A 17,521-nucleotide genomic window follows, 5' to 3' on the forward strand; every position below is an offset into this window, starting at 1 on the left:
AAACATGTCGAGTCTGATTTCGATCGGTCTGAGTGGCCTGGGTGCCAGCCAGGCGGCACTGTCGGTAACCAGTAACAACATTGCCAACGCCGCCACCAGTGGCTATTCGCGCCAGCAAGCGGTTCAGGTTGCGGGCCCCTCGCACAATATGGGCGCGGGCTTTCTGGGTACGGGCACCACGCTTTCGGATGTGCGCCGGATCTACAGCGCCTACCTGGACAATCAGTTGCAGACCGCGACCTCGTTGCAGGCCGACTCGCTGGCGTTCCAGGACCAGATCACCAGTGTCGACAAATTGCTGGCCGACCGTGATACCGGCATCAGCTCGGTGCTGACCGCGTTCTTCTCGGCGTTGCAGACCGCTTCGGCCACACCGGGTGATGTCGCCTCGCGGCAGTTGCTGCTGACCCAGGCGCAAACCCTGAGCAACCGCTTCAATGCGGTGGGCACGCAGCTGACCCAGCAGAACGAAACGATCAACTCTCAGCTCGGCACGCTCGCAGGCCAGGTCAACAAGCTCACCAGCAACATCGCCGAGTACAACAAGCAGATTGTCGCGGCCACCGCCACCGGCAATACCCCTAACAGCCTGCTGGATGCGCGCAGCGAAGCCGTGCGCCAGCTCAACGAGCTGGTCGGGGTCACGGTGCAGGAGCGCGACGGCAACTACGACGTCTACTTGGGCAGTGGCCAGTCACTGGTCACCGGGGTCAAGGCCAACACCTTGTCGGTGCAGCCGGGTGTGGCTGACAAAAGCCAAGCCAGCCTGCGCATCAACTACGAGTCGTTCAGCTCCGACGTGACCTCGGTGGTGACCGGTGGCACGATCGGCGGCCTGCTGCGCTACCGCCAGGACGTGCTGATGCCGTCGATGAACGAGCTCGGCCGTGTGGCCCTGGTGGTTGCTGACAGTATCAACAGCCAGCTGGGCCAAGGCCTGGATGCCAACGCCCAATTCGGTAGCGCGCTGTTCTCCAGCATCAACAGCGCCAGTGCATTGGCCCAGCGCAGCCTGGCTTCGTCGAGCAACAGTGCTGGGTCCGGCAACCTCGATGTGACCATTGCCGACAGCGGCGCGCTGACCACCTACGACTACGAAGTGAAGTTCACCAGCGCCAACCAGTACAGCGTGCGCCGCTCCGACGGCACCGACATGGGCAGCTTCGACCTGAACGCCGACCCGGCCCCGGTGATCGACGGCTTCAGCCTGGCGCTCAAGGGCGGTGGCCTGGCAGCGGGGGACAGCTTCAAGGTGATCCCGACCCGCTCCGCGGCGGGCAACATCTCGACCATCATGACCGATGCCAACAAACTGGCCTTTGCCGGGCCGATCAGCGCCACGGCGGGCAGCGGCAACGGTGGCACCGGCACCATCACCCAGCCGGTGCTGGGCGACTCGCTGGACATCTACGGCGGTGCCGATACAGCGCTGGTGCAGCAGGCGATTCGTGACTCGATGCCGGTGCGCGTGGTGTTCGACGCCGCCAACGGCGGTTCCCAGGGCTACAAGCTGTTCGATGCCAAGGGCACGCAGATCGGCACCGGCAGCGTGGTGCCTGGCCAGGACAACAAATTGTCCATCGCCGTGCCAATGCTCGATGCCGCTGGCCAGCCGATCCTTGATGGCGACGGCAAGCCGCGCAGTTTCAACGTCGAGACCACCATCGGCGGCAGCCCGTCTGCCAACGACAGCTTTACCCTGTCGTTCAATGCCGACGGCAAGGCCGATAACCGCAACGCTACCTCGCTGCTGGAGCTGCAGACCAAATCGACCGTGGCCACCGGCTCTGGCGGTGGCACCAGTTTCACTTCGGCCTATGCCTCGCTGGTCGAGCGCGTGGGGGCCAAGGCCAGCCAGGCCGCCATCGACACCACCGCAACCCAGGCCGTGTTCAAGTCCGCCGCCGAAAGCCGCAGTGCGGTGTCGGGGGTCAACCTCGATGACGAGGCGGCCAGCCTGGTGAAGTTCCAGCATTACTACACCGCGTCGTCGCAGATCATCAAGGCGGCGCAAGAAACCTTTTCGACCTTGATCAACGCCCTTTAAGGAGTAGCTGGCCGTGCGTATTTCTACTGCTCAGTTTTATGAGACCAGCGCCAACACCTACTCGAAGAACTTCTCGGACACGGCCAAGACCACCGAGCAGATCACGTCCAAGTCGCGTATCCAGACGGCGGGCGATGACCCGGTCGGTGCCGCGCGCCTGCTGTTGCTGCAGCAGCAGAGCGCGCTGCTGGACCAGTACAACGGCAACATGACCACGGTCAAGAATGCCCTGCTGCAGGAAGAGAGCGTGCTCTCGACCATCAACGATGCCCTGCAGCGTGCTAGCGAGCTGGCGATCCAGGCGGGTAACGGCGGCCTGAGCGATGCTGACCGCACGTCGATCAGCAGCGAGATCAAGGAGATCGAAGCCAACGTCTTCGGCCTGCTGAATTCGCGCGACGCCAATGGCGATTACATGTTCGGCGGCTCCAAATCGTCGACTCCCCCCTACGAGCGCAACGCTGACGGCACCTACAGCTACCGGGGTGACCAGACCCAGCTGAGCCTGCAGGTGTCCGACACCCTGCGCCTGGCGACCAACGACAGCGGTTACAGCGTCTTCGACCAGGCGACCAACAACAGCCGTACCCAGTCGAGCCTGCAGGCGCCGACCCCGGATGACGGTAAGGTACTGTTGTCGGGTGGCCTGATGACGTCTAACAACACATACAACAACCAGTTTGCCGGTGGCCAGCCGTATACCATCACGTTCGCCAGCGCCACCGATTACAGCGTCAAGGACGCGGCGGGCAACGATATCACCAGCGAAACGGCCGGCAAGGGCAAGTTCGATGTCAACACCGAAGGCGGCAAGATGATCTCGCTGCGCGGCGTGGATTTCGAGATCAACTTGAACCTGCAGGAAGGTGACGATGCCAACGCAGTGGTCGCCGGCCATGTGTTCACCCTCGAAACCAAACCCGACACCCTGACGGCCACGCGCAGCGCGGGCAACCCGTCGACGGCGCTGGTGACCGGTACCAGCATCACTGATGCCGAAGCCTACCGCAGCACTTTCCCAAGCGACGGCGCGGTCATCAGGTTTACCAGCGACACCGAGTACGCTTTGTATGCGCAGCCCTACACGGCTGACAGCAAGCCGGTAGCCACCGGTTCGGTTGGCGCGGGCAACGCAGTGACGGTGGCGGGGGTTACCTACCAGTTCGACAGCGCGCCGGCGGAGGGTGACCAGTTCTCGGTAACCGCCAACACCCACCGCACACAGAACGTGCTGGACACCCTGGGTCAGTTGCGCAGCGTGCTGGAGAAACCGCTCGACTCGCCAGAGGCGCAGGCGGCGCTCAAGGCCGCCACCGACTCGGCGATCTCCAACCTGTCCAGCGCTCGCGATCGTATCGACATTACCCGCGGCTCGATTGGTGCACGTGGGAACTCGCTGGAGATCCAGTCGCAGGAGAACGAAAGCCTGGGCCTGGCCAACAAGAGCACCCAGAGCGCCATTGGCGATACCGACATGGCGTCGGCGACCATCCAGCTGACCCTGCAGCAAGCTATGCTCGAGGCCTCGCAGCTGGCGTTTGCGCGGATTTCGCAGTTGAGCCTGTTCAACAAGCTTTGATTCTATTGTGAGATTTTGGGGCTGCTTTGCAGCCCCAAAATCCCTCAATCCCCCCGCAAAACCCTCCAGTCTCCACACCCCCCGCCAGGCTTTCGTAGCATTTCAATGTGACCAATGAGTCAAAACGGTCATCTTCCCTGTATTCTATGCAGCAGCTGTTGCAGCATTTTGTTACCGGTTTGCATTCGAGCGAGGCTGCCAGGCCCTGCTCGCCCCCTGTGGGGTGACGCTCCGGTATTTGGCGCCCTCAATTCATCGAGTGGTGGTCTTTGGCTGTTTTCATTGGGAAGCCAGAATGATTGGCATCAAAAGCATCGCGAGTTACGTGCCCACCGCTGGCCTGGACAACTACGTCCAGGGTGCGAAGTTCGGCAAGGACGAAGAGTTCATGTTCGGCAAGATCGGCGCGTCCTTCCTGCCGCGCAAGGCCGAAGACCAAGAAACCTCGGACCTGTGCGTCGAAGCGGCCCAGGCCCTGTTCGCCGCCAACCCTGACCTTGATCCGCAATCGATCGATGCGTTGATCGTGGTCACCCAGAACGGTGACGAAGAAGGCCTGCCGCACACCGCCGCCATCGTCCAGAGCAAGCTCGGCCTGTCGACCCGCGTGGCGGCGTTCGACGTGTCGTTGGGCTGCTCGGGTTACGTGTATGGCCTGTATGCGATCAAGGGCTTCATGGAAGCGGCAGGGCTGAAGAATGGCCTGCTGATCACCGCCGACCCGTACTCGAAAATCGTCGACCCGGAAGACCGCAACACCACCATGTTGTTCGGTGATGCCGCCACGGCCACCTGGATGGGCGAAAATGCGGTGTGGAACCTGGGCCAGGCGCGTTTTGGCACCGACGGTTCCGGCGCGGAGCACCTGAAGGTCAACGACGGCAAGTTCTTCATGAACGGCCGCCAAGTGTTCAACTTTGCCCTGATCAAAGTGCCGGCGCACCTGCATGAGCTGCTCGATGCCAGCGGGCTGACCTCGAAGGATATCGACGCCTTCTGCATTCACCAGGGCAGCGCGGCGATTGTCGATGCTGTGGCGCGCCGCTTCGAGGAAGAAAACCCGGAGAAGTTCGTCAAGGACATGCTGGAGACCGGCAATACCGTATCGTCCAGCGTGCCGCTGCTGCTGCAAAAGCACATGCTCGACGGTAACTGGAAGCGTGTGGCGATCAGCGGGTTCGGTGTGGGCCTGTCGTGGGGCTCGGCGATTCTCTATCGCGACTGACCTTCAGCAGCCTCAAAAAAAAGCGCCCGGCGGCCACCGCCCGGCGCTTTTTTTGTGCCTGCCGGGTGTGGGTCCATGGATGATTCAAAATCCTTGTAGATCCAGCTGTAGGAACCAATTTTTGAAGCCTGTGCCTTCTTTGTGGGAGCGGGCTTGCCCCGCGAACACCGGCAAAGCCGGTGCCATCCTCCGTGTCGCCTGTTTCGCGGGGCAAGCCCGCTCCCACAGGTTGGCAGTGCCATCGGGTTTTTTCTGCACAGTTTTTGACGTCAAAAATTCGCCCTTAACCCCCTGATTTCACTGGGCTGGCAGCGTGCCACCATTTTTTTTTTGAAAAACCCCTCAAGCAACCCGCGCACCCGACGATAACCATTACGAAGGTTCTCTAGGCCACACCCGGCGGTTGCCAGGGCCGGAAGCCGCTGTATCCATTCAACGAGGAATTCGTCATGGCTTTGACCGTTAACACTAACATCACCTCCTTGGGCGTTCAGAAGAACCTGAACCGTGCTTCCGACGCGCTGGGTACTTCGATGTCCCGCCTGTCTTCCGGCCTGAAAATCAACAGCGCCAAAGACGACGCCGCCGGCCTGCAGATCGCCAACCGTCTGACCAGCCAAGTCAAAGGCCTGGCCGTCGGCGTGAAAAACGCCAACGACGGTATCTCCATCGCCCAGACCGCTGAAGGCGCGATGCAAGAATCGACCAACATCCTGCAGCGTATGCGTGAACTGGCCCTGCAATCGGCCAACGGCTCGAACAGCGATGACGACCGTGCTTCCCTGCAGCAAGAATTCACCGCCCTGACCGGCGAACTGAACCGTATTGCCAGCACCACCACCTTCGGTGGCCGTAACCTGCTGGACGGCTCGTTCGGCAGCACCTCGTTCCAGGTCGGCGCCAACGCCAACGAAACCATCTCGTTCGGCATGAGCAACCTGAGCGCTACTGGCCTGAAAGGTACTTACAGCGAAGCTAGCGTTGCTGGCGTTGCTACTCAGATGAAAGCTTCGGTCACCGGTTCTCTGAACTACCAGGCTGGTGGTCTCTACACCGCCGATGCTGCCAACGACCAGACTCTGACCGTAGCTGGCACCGACATCACCATCGCTTCCGGTTCGACCGCTGCCCAGGCAATTTCGGCCATCAACGCCAAAACTGCTGACACCGGTGTTACTGCCAAGCTGGATGACGCCGGTACTGGCATCATCATGAGCTCGAAGAAGGCGTTCACCACATCTGCAACTGCAGGTGGCCTGATCGCTGGCGTCGGTACCACTGAAACTACCGCTGCCAAAACTACCGCGCTGAACAACGACGCCGAAATCACCATCAACGGTACTTCCATTGCCCTGGCCGCAGGTGACGCAATGGGCGGCGCTACCAGCGTCGTCTCGAAGATCAACGCTGAAACTGCGAATACCGGTGTTACTGCCAGCCTGACTAGCGATGGTCGACTGCAACTGGATTCTGTGACTGCTGCTGGCGTCGCTACCGGCAAGGCAATCACCCTGGGTGACGGTTCCACTGCTGATGGTCCTGGCTCCCTGGCTGCCCTGGGCCTCTCGGCTGGCACCACCGAAACCAAGCTGACTGCCAATACCTCGCTGAACATCAACGGTGTTGAAGTCAAGTTCAACCAAGGCTCGACCATGGACGAAATCATCTCGTCCATCAACAGCGCCAGCACCGGTGTTACCGCTTCGAAAGTGACCACCGCCGGCGCCGACAAGATCTCCCTGTTCTCCGACAAGGACATCAAAATCGCTGAAGGCAGCGCGGGTACTGGCCTGGCCATGCTGGGCCTGACTGCAGGTTCCACCACTGCAGCTGCTCAGAACACCACCATGTCCGACCTGAGCATCCTGACTGCCGATTCGTCGCAGCAAGCTGTCCAGGCGCTTGACTCGGCTATTCAGCAAGTAGACAGCCAGCGCGCTCAGTTGGGTGCCGTGCAGAACCGCTTCAACAGCACCGTTTCCAACCTGCAAAGCATCTCGGAAAACTCCACCGCTGCCCGCAGCCGTGTGCAGGACGCCGACTTCGCTTCGGAAACCGCCGAGCTGACCAAGCAGCAAACCCTGCAACAGGCGTCCACCGCGATCCTGTCCCAGGCTAACCAGCTGCCGTCGTCGGTGCTGAAACTGCTGGGCTGATCCTGATCGCTAAGTAGTTTGACGAAGGGTACGGTGACGTACCCTTTCGTCTTTCCGAGAACAAGAGGTGCCAGAAATGGATATGAGCGTGAAACTGGGCCTGTCCTATCCCGCCTCCGCTGCTCCCGAAGCAACAGCGAGCAAGCGGCAAGAGAACGAGCTGGCGGCCAACGAGCCTGCCAAGCCAGAATCCCAGCCTGTAGCCCGAGAAACCCTGGAAACCGCAGTCAATGCCATCCAGGACTTCGTCAAGGCTTCAGAGCGACAACTCGATTTTTCGATCGATGACTCCACCGGCCAGGTGGTTGTCAAGGTCATCGCCCGCCAGAGCGGCGAAGTCATCCGTCAACTGCCCTCCGAAGTGGCACTGAAACTGGCGGAAAACCTGAAGGATGCCAACAGCCTGTTGTTCGATACCCAGGCCTGAGTTGGCACGGCTTTTGTTGTAAAGCCGCACGGACGCGTTTTCGTCGGATTTCCGACGGTTACCGGATAAGGAGTGTGAGATGGCGAGTTCAACTATTACCGGCCTGGGTTCGGGTCTTAAAATCGACGAGCTCGTCGCAGCCTTGGCCGCGGCCGAGAAGGCGCCGAAGCAGTCCCAAATCAATACCCAGACCCAGAAAGCGACCACGTCATTGTCGGCTATCGGCTCGATCAAGAGCGCACTCGACACGTATCGCGCCGCTATCGCCAAGCTCAACACTGCTACCAGCTTCAATGGTTTGAGTGCCACGTCGTCAGACAAGACGGTGGCCGGCATCACCATCTCTGACGGTGTTTCTTCGGGTACCTACGGGCTTGAAGTGACGCAGCTGGCTACCGCCTCGAAGATCTCCACCAAGGTCTACGCTGATGCCAAGGCGGTGATCAACAGCTCTGGTCAGGCGCAGACGCTGACCATTGGCCAGGCCGAAACTACCTATAGCGTCAACATTGCCGCTGGTGCGACGCTGCAGCAGGCCCGGGACAGCATCAACGGGCAATTGCAATCCAAGGGCATCACCGCCAACGTCGTGACAGACGCCAGTGGATCTCGGCTGGTATTTTCCTCGACCAAGATGGGGGAGGGTACTGAGTTGACGCTGGGCGGTAGCTCGGAGCTAGCGACCGGTGCTACTACCATTGCCGTTCCGCAGAACGCCAAGTACAAGCTCGATGGTCTGGAGCTGGAATCTGCCTCCAATTCGGTGACCGATGCGGTCAGCGGCCTGAACATCGAGCTGATCAAAGAGGGCAAGACTTCGCTCTCCGTGGCCAGTAACACCGATACGCTGAAGACCTCCGTGCAGTCCTTCATCACGGCTTATAACGCGTTGATGACGTCCATCAATAGCGTGACTAAAGTCACTGCGGGTGCTGACGACAGCAGTGCAACGGGTGCAGCGCTGACCGGTGATGCCACCATGCGTTCATTGGTCAACTCCATTCGGGGTGAGCTGACCCGTTCTGCGGGTGAGGGGGGCTTGCGAACCCTGTCCCAGTTGGGCATCAACACCGTTCAGAAGACCGGCTTGCTAGAGTTGAACGAGACCAAGTGGAACACTGCAGTCAAAACCTATGGTGCTGACATCAGCGGGCTGTTCACCGGCAAGGAAGGCTTGCTGACTCGCATGACCGAGGTCACCGAGGGGTATGCCAAGTCAGGGGGAATCCTTGCTTCGCGTCAGTCCAGCCTGAGTGCGCAGCTTAAAGAGCTGGAGTCTTCCCAGGAGGCGCTCGATCGGCGCATCACCAGCCTGACCGAGACCCTGACCAAGAAGTACAACGCGATGGATAGCCTGGTAGCCCAGCTCAAGGCCTCCAGCGACAGCGTAATGACCACGCTAAACGCGCTGAACAAGTCCAACAGCGACGATTGATCGCCTAAAGAAATCCAGCTCAGGGCCGATTACCTAGGTATACGGCCACTGTTCTGCCCCGTTCACTGAGGATCCCCCATGCACCCGATGAGAGCCCTTCGCCAGTACCAGAAGGTCAATTCCCACGCCCAGATCTCCGAAGCGACCCCGCACCGCCTGGTGCAGATGCTGATGGAGGGTTCGCTGGACCGTATGGCCCAGGCCAAGGGCGCGATCAGCCGCGGCGACGTGGCGCAGAAGGGTGTGATGCTGGGCAAGGCGATCGACATCATCGGTGGCCTGCGTGAAGGGCTGGACAAGGACAAGACCGACAACCCAGACGAGCTGGACCGTCTCGACAGCCTGTATGCCTACATGGCCACCCGTCTGATCCAGGCCAACCTGGACAGCGACCCCGCCATCATCGACGAAGTCGCCCAGCTGATGATCACCGTGAAAAGCGGTTGGGATGCCATCGCCACAGCCGAGCAGTGACACGCCAGGAGGCCACATGAACGCGTTGCAGCGAATCGAAGACACCCGTCAGGCCCTGAACGAGGCACTGCAAGCGCGCGACTGGGCCGCCATTGGCGAGCTAGACCTGGCCTGCAGGGCGCAGATGGACGAATTGCTGCAAGGGGCGGTGGAGGATGAGGCGGCGGTTCGGGTGAACCTCGAAGCGCTGATGGACGTTTATCGCCAACTAATCGACGTTGCAAGTGACGAACGTCAATCTTTAGTCCAGCAAATGTCCAATATCAATCAAGCGAAACAGGCCACAAAGGTATACCATCTGTTCAGCTGACGCTGAGCAGAACGCAAAGCTCGGCGCCATAAATTTGACTGCTTCTAAGTTTTTGACTTTACTAGTGGCTGTTTTCGAATTTCAGACGTCCGAACACTGACCATTCAGTCGGAATGATGTCGAGCACGCCCCGCAGGGCGCCGATATGACTAGGGAAGTTGCTATTGCATGTGGCGTGAAACCAAGATTCTTCTGATCGATGACGACAGCGCCCGCCGCCGCGATCTGGCGGTGGTCCTGAATTTTCTAGGCGAAGAAAACCTCGCGTGCTCGAGCCAGGACTGGCAGCAGGCGGTGGAATCGTTGTCTTCGAGCCGGGAAGTGCTGTGCGTACTTGTCGGTGCCGTGAATGCTCCGGGCAATCTCCTTGGGCTCCTTAAGACAGTGGCCGGGTGGGATGAGTTCCTTCCGGTGCTGCTTTTAGGTGAAATTTCTTCTGCAGAGTTGCCGGAAGAGCTTCGCCGTCGGGTCCTCTCCAACCTCGAAATGCCGCCGAGCTACAGCCAGTTGCTCGATTCGCTGCACCGTGCCCAGGTCTATCGCGAGATGTACGACCAAGCACGCGAGCGCGGGCGCCAGCGCGAGCCGAACCTGTTCCGCAGCTTGGTCGGCACCAGCCGCGCCATCCAGCATGTGCGGCAGATGATGCAGCAAGTGGCGGACACCGATGCCAGCGTGTTGATCCTCGGCGAGTCGGGTACCGGCAAAGAGGTGGTGGCGCGCAACCTGCACTACCACTCCAAGCGCCGCGATGCGCCGTTCGTGCCGGTCAACTGCGGCGCGATCCCGGCCGAGCTGCTGGAAAGCGAACTGTTCGGCCACGAGAAGGGCGCCTTTACCGGTGCCATCACCAGCCGTGCCGGGCGTTTCGAGCTGGCCAACGGCGGCACCCTGTTCCTCGACGAGATCGGCGACATGCCGCTGCCGATGCAGGTCAAGCTGCTGCGCGTGTTGCAGGAGCGCACCTTCGAGCGCGTGGGCAGTAACAAGACCCAGAGCATTGACGTGCGCATCATCGCCGCGACCCACAAAAACCTCGAAAGCATGATCGAGGATGGGACGTTCCGCGAAGACCTGTACTACCGCCTGAACGTCTTCCCCATCGAGATGGCGCCCCTGCGTGAGCGGGTGGAAGACATCCCGCTGCTGATGAACGAGCTGATCTCGCGCATGGAGCACGAGAAGCGCGGTTCGATTCGGTTCAACTCTGCCTCGATCATGTCGCTGTGCCGGCATGGCTGGCCGGGCAACGTGCGCGAGCTGGCCAACCTGGTCGAGCGCATGGCGATCATGCACCCGTACGGGGTGATCGGCGTGTCCGAACTGCCGAAAAAATTCCGCTACGTCGATGATGAAGACGAGCAGATGGTCGACCACCTGCGCAGTGATCTCGAAGAGCGCGTGGCCATCAACGGCCATGCACCCAACTTCGCCAACCCCGCGATGCTGCCGCCCGAAGGTCTTGACCTCAAGGACTACCTGGGCAGCCTGGAGCAGGGCCTGATCCAGCAGGCACTGGACGATGCCAACGGTATCGTTGCGCGCGCGGCTGAACGTTTGCGTATCCGCCGTACCACGCTGGTCGAGAAGATGCGCAAGTACGGTATGAGCCGTCAGGGTGGCGAGGAACAGGCGGAGGATTGACCCCTTTGCGCCTGTTTCAGGCAGTCGGTAAACCCTTGTAGGAGCAGCCTTGTGCTGCGAAGAGGCCGGTGGCAGCACAGAAAGGCTCTGTGCATGCGCCGGCCTCTTCGCAGCACAAGGCTGCTCCTACACAGGTTGCACAATACGCATCGCAGTTTGGTAAAACCCCATCTTCGGCACGGCTATTGCTACACCGCTGGCACCACACCGTTTTTATGACGGTCAGCCACGCGAGAGAGCACGATGCCCCAGGCCGCCCACGTTTCCCGAGCCCCCGATCTGCAGGGGCATACCCCGGTCGAGCAGGAAAGCCGACAGGGTGTCGAGCAGGCTTTCGCCTTGTTCAATCAGGTCTCCAGCCAGCTAAGCCAATCCTACAGCCTGCTCGAAGCCCGCGTCAGTGAGCTCAAGGGCGAACTGGCCGTGGTCAGTGCCCAGCGCATGGACGAACTGAACGAAAAGGAACGCCTGGCCAATCGCCTGCAGAACCTACTGGACTTGTTGCCGGGCGGGGTGATCGTGATCGACGGCCAGGGCAGGGTGCGCGAAGCCAACCCGGCCGCCTGCGAACTGCTCGGCGAGCCGCTGATCGGTGAGCTGTGGCGCCAGGTCATTGCCCGCAGCTTCGCCCCGCGCAAGGATGACGGCCATGAAGTGTCGCTGCGCGACGGCCGCCGCTTGTCCATCGCCACCCGTTCGCTGGATGCCGAACCCGGCCAACTGGTGCTGCTCAACGACCTGACTGAAACCCGTCGCCTGCAAGACCAGCTGGCGCGCCATGAGCGCTTGTCGTCGCTGGGGCGCATGGTCGCTTCGTTGGCCCATCAGATTCGCACGCCACTGTCGGCAGCCATGCTCTACGCCAGCCACCTGGCCGACAGCGAGCAAGACCTGAGCGCCGAAACCCGCCAGCGCTTCGCCGGTACCTTGAAGGAACGCCTGCACGAGCTGGAGCACCAGGTGCGCGACATGCTGGTGTTCGCCCGTGGCGAGCTGCCGCTGGGTGATCGTGTGACCCCGAAAGCATTGTTCCAGGCCCTGCAGCAGGCGGCGCAGTCGCACGTGCAAGGGCATGCCGTGCGCTGGCAGTGCGACAGCCACCTGGGCGAGCTGCTGTGCAACCGCGACACCCTGGTTGGCGCCTTGCTCAACCTGATCGAGAACGCCCTGCAAGCCAGCGAAGAACCGGCTCGGCTCAAGGTGCACGTGTTCCGTCGTGAGCAGGTGTTGCACCTGTGCGTGAGTGATGCCGGCAGCGGTATCGACGCCGATTTGCTGGGCCGCCTGGGTGAGCCGTTCTTGACCACAAAGGCCACCGGCACCGGGCTGGGCCTGGCCGTGGTCAAGGCCGTGGTGCGGGCGCACCAGGGCACCCTCAGCCTGCGTTCGAAGGTTGGGCGCGGCACCTGCGTGCGGGTCGAACTGCCGCTGATCGATGGGCAACTGGCGGAGGCGGGCTGATGGCGATCAAGGTGCTGCTGGTCGAGGATGACCGCGTTTTGCGCCAGGCGCTTGGCGACACCCTGGAAATCGGCGGCTTCGACTACCGGGCCGTGGGCAGTGCCGAAGAGGCGCTGGAGGCGGTGCTGGCCGAGGCGTTCAGCCTGGTGGTCAGCGACGTGAACATGCCCGGCATGGATGGGCATCAGCTGCTGGCGCAATTGCGTCGCCAGCAGCCACAACTGCCGGTGCTGCTGATGACGGCGCATGCCGCAGTCGAGCGTGCCGTGGAGGCGATGCGCCAAGGCGCTGCCGATTACCTGGTCAAGCCCTTCGAACCCAAGGCGCTGTTGAGCCTGGTGGAGCGCCACGCCGCAGGCCGTGTCAGTGCAGCGGAAGAAGAAGGGCCGGTGGCCTGCGAGCCTGCCAGCCGGCAGTTGCTCGAGCTGGCTGCGCGGGTAGCGCGCAGTGACTCGACCGTGTTGATCTCTGGCGAGTCGGGTACCGGCAAGGAAGTGCTGGCGCGCTACATTCACCAGCAGTCCCCGCGGGCGGCCGAGCCTTTTGTGGCGATCAACTGCGCGGCCATCCCCGACAACATGCTCGAAGCCACGCTGTTCGGCCACGAGAAAGGCGCCTTCACCGGCGCCATCGCGGCCCAGGCCGGCAAGTTCGAGCAGGCGGAGGGCGGCACCTTGCTGCTCGACGAGATTTCCGAGATGCCGCTGGCCTTGCAGGCCAAGCTGTTGCGGGTGCTGCAGGAGCGCGAGGTGGAGCGGGTAGGTGGGCGTAAGCCGATCAGCCTGGACATCCGTGTACTGGCCACCACCAACCGCGACCTGGCAGGCGAAGTGGCGGCTGGCCGCTTCCGTGAAGACCTGTATTACCGGCTGTCGGTGTTCCCCCTGGCCTGGTGCGCGCTGCGCGAGCGCAAGGGCGATATCCTGCCGCTGGCCGAGCGTTTGCTGGCACGCCATGTCAGCAAGATGAAGCACGCACCCGTGCGCCTGTCTGCCGATGCGCGGGCCTGCCTGCAGGCGCATGCCTGGCCCGGCAACGTGCGCGAACTGGACAACGCCTTGCAGCGCGCCTTGATTCTGCAGCAGGGCGGGGTGATCGAAGCGGCGGATTTCTGTCTGGCGGGCGCCATTCCATTGTCGGCCGGCGCGGCGCCGTCAGTGGCAGTCGTGGTTGCCGAAGCCAGTGGCCTGGGCGATGACCTGCGCCGCCATGAGTACCAGACCATCATCGACACCTTGCGCGCCGAACGCGGCCGCCGCAAGGAAGCCGCCGAGCGCCTGGGCATCAGCCCGCGCACCCTGCGTTACAAGCTGGCGCAGATGCGCGATGCCGGGTTCGACGTCGAGGCCAGCCTCTTCGGCTGATGCATCGCACCCACAGGCACCCGCTAAATCAACAGGTTATGGGTTTTTCTGTAGGAGCTGGCTTGCCTGCGATGGGCTGCGAAGCAGCCCCTGGATTTCAGCTCCATAGCAAACATCACCAAGCCTGCTTTGCAGGGATCGCGCTAAACCAAATGGACAGGGTGGCAAGGCTGGCACCTTTGTTGCTTTACACGAGCTATCCGCCGCATGAGTGTCAAAAAAATGCGGCCGCCGGAGAGAGAAGGTCATGAGCCAAGGTGTTGAATTCAATCGTCTGATGCTGGACATGCGCGCGATGCAGGCTGATGCCATGTCGCTGCCCAAGGTGTCCGCTGCCCCCGAACTGGCCCCGGGCCAGAGCAGCTTTGCCGACATGCTCGGCCAGGCCATCGGCAAGGTGCATGAGACGCAGCAGGCTTCCACCCAGCTGGCCAACGCCTTCGAAATTGGCAAGACCGGCGTCGACCTGACCGATGTCATGGTCGCCTCGCAAAAGGCCAGCGTCTCCATGCAGGCACTCACCCAGGTACGCAACAAGCTGGTCCAGGCGTATCAAGACATCATGCAGATGCCGGTTTGAGGACGGACGTAACCCATGGCTGAAGCAGTCGTCGATAACGCCCCCGCCAAGAGCGGCCAGCCAGCGGCCAAACCGCCGCTGTTCGGCATGGCGTTTCTGGAAAACATTTCGCAGATGCCCATGCTGCGTCAAGTCGGCCTCATGGTCGGGTTGGCGGCGAGCGTGGCGATCGGCTTCGCCGTGGTGCTGTGGTCGCAACAGCCGGACTATCGGCCGCTGTATGGCAGCCTGTCGGGCATGGACACCAAGCAGGTCATGGAAACCCTGGCCGCCGCAGACATTCCCTACAACGTCGAGCCCAATTCCGGCGCGCTGCTGGTCAAGGCCGACGACCTCTCCCGTGCGCGCCTGAAGCTGGCGGCCGCAGGCGTGGCGCCGAGCGATGGCAACGTCGGTTTCGAGCTGCTCGACAAGGAGCAGGGCCTGGGCACCAGCCAGTTCATGGAGGCCACCCGTTATCGCCGCAGCCTGGAAGGCGAACTGGCCCGTACTGTTTCCAGCCTGAACAACGTCAAGGCTGCGCGCGTGCACCTGGCCATCCCGAAAAGTTCGGTGTTCGTGCGTGACGAACGCAAGCCCAGCGCCTCGGTACTGGTCGAGTTGTACCCAGGCCGTGGGTTGGAAGCCGGGCAGGTGATGGCGATTGTCAACCTGGTCGCCACCAGCGTGCCAGAGCTGGACAAGTCGCAAGTCACTGTCGTCGACCAGAAGGGCAACCTGCTCTCCGAACAGCTGCAGGACACCGCCCTGACCATGGCGGGCAAACAGTTCGACTACAGCCGCCGCATGGAAAGCATGCTTACCCAGCGTGTGCACAATATTTTGCAGCCGGTGTTGGGTAACGATCGCTACAAGGCCGAAGTCTCCGCCGACCTGGATTTCAGTGCGGTCGAATCGACCTCCGAGCAGTTCAACCCCGACCAGCCGGCGCTGCGCAGCGAACAGTCGGTCGACGAACAGCGCGCCAGCAGCCAGGGCCCGCAAGGCGTGCCCGGCGCGCTGAGCAACCAGCCACCGGGTGCGGCGTCTGCGCCGCAAACCACGGGCGCTGCCGCTACCCCGGCCGCTGCCATCCAGCCCGGCCAGCCGCTGGTGGATGCCAACGGGCAGCAGATCATGGACCCGGCCACCGGCCAGCCGATGCTTGCGCCGTACCCGGCAGACAAACGCCAGCAAAGCACCAAGAACTTCGAGCTAGACCGCTCCATCAGCCACACCCGTCAGCAGCAGGGCCGCATGACCCGCCTGTCGGTGGCGGTGGTGGTCGACGACCAGCTCAAGATCGACCCCACCAGTGGCGAGACCACGCGTGCCCCTTGGGGTACCGAGGACCTGGCGCGCTTTACCCGCCTGGTGCAGAACGCGGTCGGCTTCGACGCCAGCCGTGGCGACAGCGTGACGGTGATCAACGTGCCGTTTGCCGCCGACCGCGGCGAAGAAATCGCCGATATCGCCTTCTATCAGCAGCCGTGGTTCTGGGACATCGTCAAGCAAGTGCTGGGCGTGGTGTTCATCCTGGTGCTGGTGTTCGGCGTGCTGCGCCCGGTGCTCAACAACATCACAGGGGGCGGCAAGCAGGCTGCCTCGGACAGCGACATGGAGCTGGGCGGCATGATCGGTCTGGATGGCGAACTGGCCAACGACCGCGTCAGTCTGGGTGGCCCGACAAGCATTCTGTTGCCAAGCCCGAGCGAGGGCTACGAGGCACAGCTCAACGCAATCAAAGGCCTGGTGGCCGAAGACCCGGGCCGCGTGGCCCAGGTCGTGAAAGACTGGATCAACGCCGATGAGTGATAACCGAGCCGTTACCGCCAAGCTGAGCCGCGTCGACAAAGCGGCGATCCTCCTGCTCTCGCTGGGTGAAACCGATGCGGCCCAGGTACTGCGGCACATGGGCCCTAAGGAAGTGCAACGTGTGGGCGTGGCCATGGCGCAGATGGGCAACGTGCACCGCGACCAGGTAGAGCAGGTGATGAGCGAGTTCGTCGACATCGTCGGCGACCAGACCAGCCTGGGCGTGGGCTCTGACGGTTACATCCGCAAGATGCTCAACCAGGCCTTGGGCGAGGACAAGGCCAACGGCCTGATCGACCGCATCCTGCTGGGGGGCAACACCAGCGGCCTGGACAGCCTCAAGTGGATGGAGCCGCGTGCCGTGGCCGATGTGATCCGCTACGAGCACCCGCAGATCCAAGCCATCGTGGTCGCCTACCTGGACCCTGACCAGGCCGGTGAAGTGCTGAGCAACTTCGACCACAAGGTGCGCCTGGACATCATCCTGCGCGTGTCGTCGCTGAACACCGTGCAACCGGCGGCGCTGAAAGAGCTGAACCAGATCCTCGAGAAGCAGTTCTCGGGCAACTCCAATGCTGCGCGGACCACCTTGGGCGGTATCAAGCGGGCTGCTGACATCATGAACTTCCTCGACAGTTCGGTGGAAGGTGCGCTGATGGACTCGATCCGCGAAGTCGACAACGACCTCTCGGAGCAGATCGAAGACCTCATGTTCGTCTTCAACAACCTGGCCGATGTCGACGACCGTGGCATCCAGGCGTTGCTGCGCGAGGTGTCTTCGGACGTGCTGGTGGTGTCGCTCAAAGGCGCCGACGAGCGGGTCAAGGACAAGATCTTCAAGAACATGTCCAAACGTGCGTCGGAACTGCTGCGCGACGACCTGGAGGCCAAAGGGCCGGTACGGGTCAGCGACGTGGAAACGGCACAGAAAGAAATCCTCACCATCGCCCGACGCATGGCCGAGGCCGGCGAGATCGTGCTCGGCGGCAAGGGTGCCGAGGAAATGATCTAACGTTGCCGGATTC

Annotated in this window: 14 protein-coding genes; all 14 read left to right on the top strand. The window is 62.0% G+C overall.

Features of this window, described 5'->3' with window-relative positions; all coding sequences use genetic code 11:
* Window positions 1-4: 4 nt before the first annotated feature.
* The 14 genes from flgK (at window position 5) to fliG (ending at window position 17,508) form a co-directional block, all read left to right on the top strand.
* On the top strand, window positions 5-2,047 hold the full coding sequence (flgK, locus tag HU764_RS05790; protein ID WP_186679629.1) for a flagellar hook-associated protein FlgK: 2,043 nt from the start codon (window positions 5-7) through the stop codon (window positions 2,045-2,047).
* Between the two features lie 13 nt (window positions 2,048-2,060).
* On the top strand, window positions 2,061-3,626 hold the full coding sequence (locus HU764_RS05795) for a flagellar hook-associated protein 3 (RefSeq protein WP_186703690.1): 1,566 nt from the start codon (window positions 2,061-2,063) through the stop codon (window positions 3,624-3,626).
* A 295-nt stretch (window positions 3,627-3,921) separates the two neighbouring features.
* The gene (locus HU764_RS05800; RefSeq protein WP_085272500.1) at window positions 3,922-4,851 is read left to right on the top strand and encodes a ketoacyl-ACP synthase III; all 930 of its coding nucleotides are present in this window, start codon (window positions 3,922-3,924) and stop codon (window positions 4,849-4,851) included.
* Window positions 4,852-5,300: 449 nt separating this feature from the next.
* Window positions 5,301-7,007, top strand: a complete 1,707-nt coding sequence (locus HU764_RS05805; RefSeq protein WP_186703691.1) for a flagellin N-terminal helical domain-containing protein — start codon at window positions 5,301-5,303, stop codon at window positions 7,005-7,007.
* 76 nt (window positions 7,008-7,083) lie between these two features.
* On the top strand, window positions 7,084-7,434 hold the full coding sequence (locus HU764_RS05810) for a flagellar protein FlaG (protein WP_027593040.1): 351 nt from the start codon (window positions 7,084-7,086) through the stop codon (window positions 7,432-7,434).
* Between the two features lie 79 nt (window positions 7,435-7,513).
* Window positions 7,514-8,869, top strand: a complete 1,356-nt coding sequence (gene fliD, locus HU764_RS05815) for a flagellar filament capping protein FliD (protein ID WP_156311007.1) — start codon at window positions 7,514-7,516, stop codon at window positions 8,867-8,869.
* Between the two features lie 78 nt (window positions 8,870-8,947).
* Entirely contained in the window at window positions 8,948-9,343 is a 396-nt protein-coding gene (gene fliS / locus HU764_RS05820) for a flagellar export chaperone FliS (RefSeq protein WP_186703692.1), read from the top strand.
* A gap of 16 nt (window positions 9,344-9,359) precedes the next feature.
* Complete coding sequence (gene fliT, locus HU764_RS05825) at window positions 9,360-9,653, top strand: flagellar protein FliT (RefSeq protein WP_027593037.1); 294 nt, start codon at window positions 9,360-9,362, stop codon at window positions 9,651-9,653.
* Window positions 9,654-9,821: 168 nt separating this feature from the next.
* Window positions 9,822-11,297 (top strand): transcriptional regulator FleQ, encoded by a 1,476-nt coding sequence (gene fleQ / locus HU764_RS05830; RefSeq protein ID WP_099454940.1) that lies wholly within the window; start codon window positions 9,822-9,824, stop codon window positions 11,295-11,297.
* Between the two features lie 243 nt (window positions 11,298-11,540).
* Entirely contained in the window at window positions 11,541-12,758 is a 1,218-nt protein-coding gene (locus HU764_RS05835; RefSeq protein ID WP_027593035.1) for a sensor histidine kinase, read from the top strand.
* Window positions 12,758-14,122 (top strand): sigma-54-dependent transcriptional regulator, encoded by a 1,365-nt coding sequence (locus tag HU764_RS05840; RefSeq protein WP_186703693.1) that lies wholly within the window; start codon window positions 12,758-12,760, stop codon window positions 14,120-14,122. The genes HU764_RS05835 and HU764_RS05840 overlap by 1 nt, the downstream gene beginning before the upstream one ends.
* Window positions 14,123-14,369: 247 nt before the next feature.
* Entirely contained in the window at window positions 14,370-14,702 is a 333-nt protein-coding gene (gene fliE, locus HU764_RS05845; protein ID WP_027593033.1) for a flagellar hook-basal body complex protein FliE, read from the top strand.
* A gap of 15 nt (window positions 14,703-14,717) precedes the next feature.
* A complete protein-coding gene (gene fliF / locus HU764_RS05850; protein ID WP_186703694.1) occupies window positions 14,718-16,496 on the top strand; it encodes a flagellar basal-body MS-ring/collar protein FliF in 1,779 nt (592 codons plus the stop codon).
* Window positions 16,489-17,508: a flagellar motor switch protein FliG gene (gene fliG, locus HU764_RS05855; protein WP_027593031.1), complete on the top strand. Its 1,020-nt coding sequence runs from the start codon at window positions 16,489-16,491 to the stop codon at window positions 17,506-17,508. The genes fliF and fliG overlap by 8 nt, the downstream gene beginning before the upstream one ends.
* Window positions 17,509-17,521 lie beyond the last annotated feature (13 nt).

The sequence above is a fragment of the Pseudomonas kermanshahensis genome, from assembly GCF_014269205.2.
Lineage (GTDB): Bacteria > Pseudomonadota > Gammaproteobacteria > Pseudomonadales > Pseudomonadaceae > Aquipseudomonas > Aquipseudomonas kermanshahensis.

Bases quoted from the DNA above. Each gene is read 5' to 3' on its own strand.
- flgK (WP_186679629.1), top strand. From the start codon at position 5: ATGTCGAGTCTGATTTCGATCGGTCTGAGTGGCCTGGGTGCCAGCCAG.
- HU764_RS05800 (WP_085272500.1), top strand. From the start codon at position 3,922: ATGATTGGCATCAAAAGCATCGCGAGTTACGTGCCCACCGCTGGCCTG.
- HU764_RS05805 (WP_186703691.1), top strand. From the start codon at position 5,301: ATGGCTTTGACCGTTAACACTAACATCACCTCCTTGGGCGTTCAGAAG.
- HU764_RS05810 (WP_027593040.1), top strand. From the start codon at position 7,084: ATGGATATGAGCGTGAAACTGGGCCTGTCCTATCCCGCCTCCGCTGCT.
- fliD (WP_156311007.1), top strand. From the start codon at position 7,514: ATGGCGAGTTCAACTATTACCGGCCTGGGTTCGGGTCTTAAAATCGAC.
- fliS (WP_186703692.1), top strand. From the start codon at position 8,948: ATGCACCCGATGAGAGCCCTTCGCCAGTACCAGAAGGTCAATTCCCAC.
- fliT (WP_027593037.1), top strand. From the start codon at position 9,360: ATGAACGCGTTGCAGCGAATCGAAGACACCCGTCAGGCCCTGAACGAG.
- fleQ (WP_099454940.1), top strand. From the start codon at position 9,822: ATGTGGCGTGAAACCAAGATTCTTCTGATCGATGACGACAGCGCCCGC.
- HU764_RS05835 (WP_027593035.1), top strand. From the start codon at position 11,541: ATGCCCCAGGCCGCCCACGTTTCCCGAGCCCCCGATCTGCAGGGGCAT.
- HU764_RS05840 (WP_186703693.1), top strand. From the start codon at position 12,758: ATGGCGATCAAGGTGCTGCTGGTCGAGGATGACCGCGTTTTGCGCCAG.
- fliE (WP_027593033.1), top strand. From the start codon at position 14,370: ATGAGCCAAGGTGTTGAATTCAATCGTCTGATGCTGGACATGCGCGCG.
- fliF (WP_186703694.1), top strand. From the start codon at position 14,718: ATGGCTGAAGCAGTCGTCGATAACGCCCCCGCCAAGAGCGGCCAGCCA.
- fliG (WP_027593031.1), top strand. From the start codon at position 16,489: ATGAGTGATAACCGAGCCGTTACCGCCAAGCTGAGCCGCGTCGACAAA.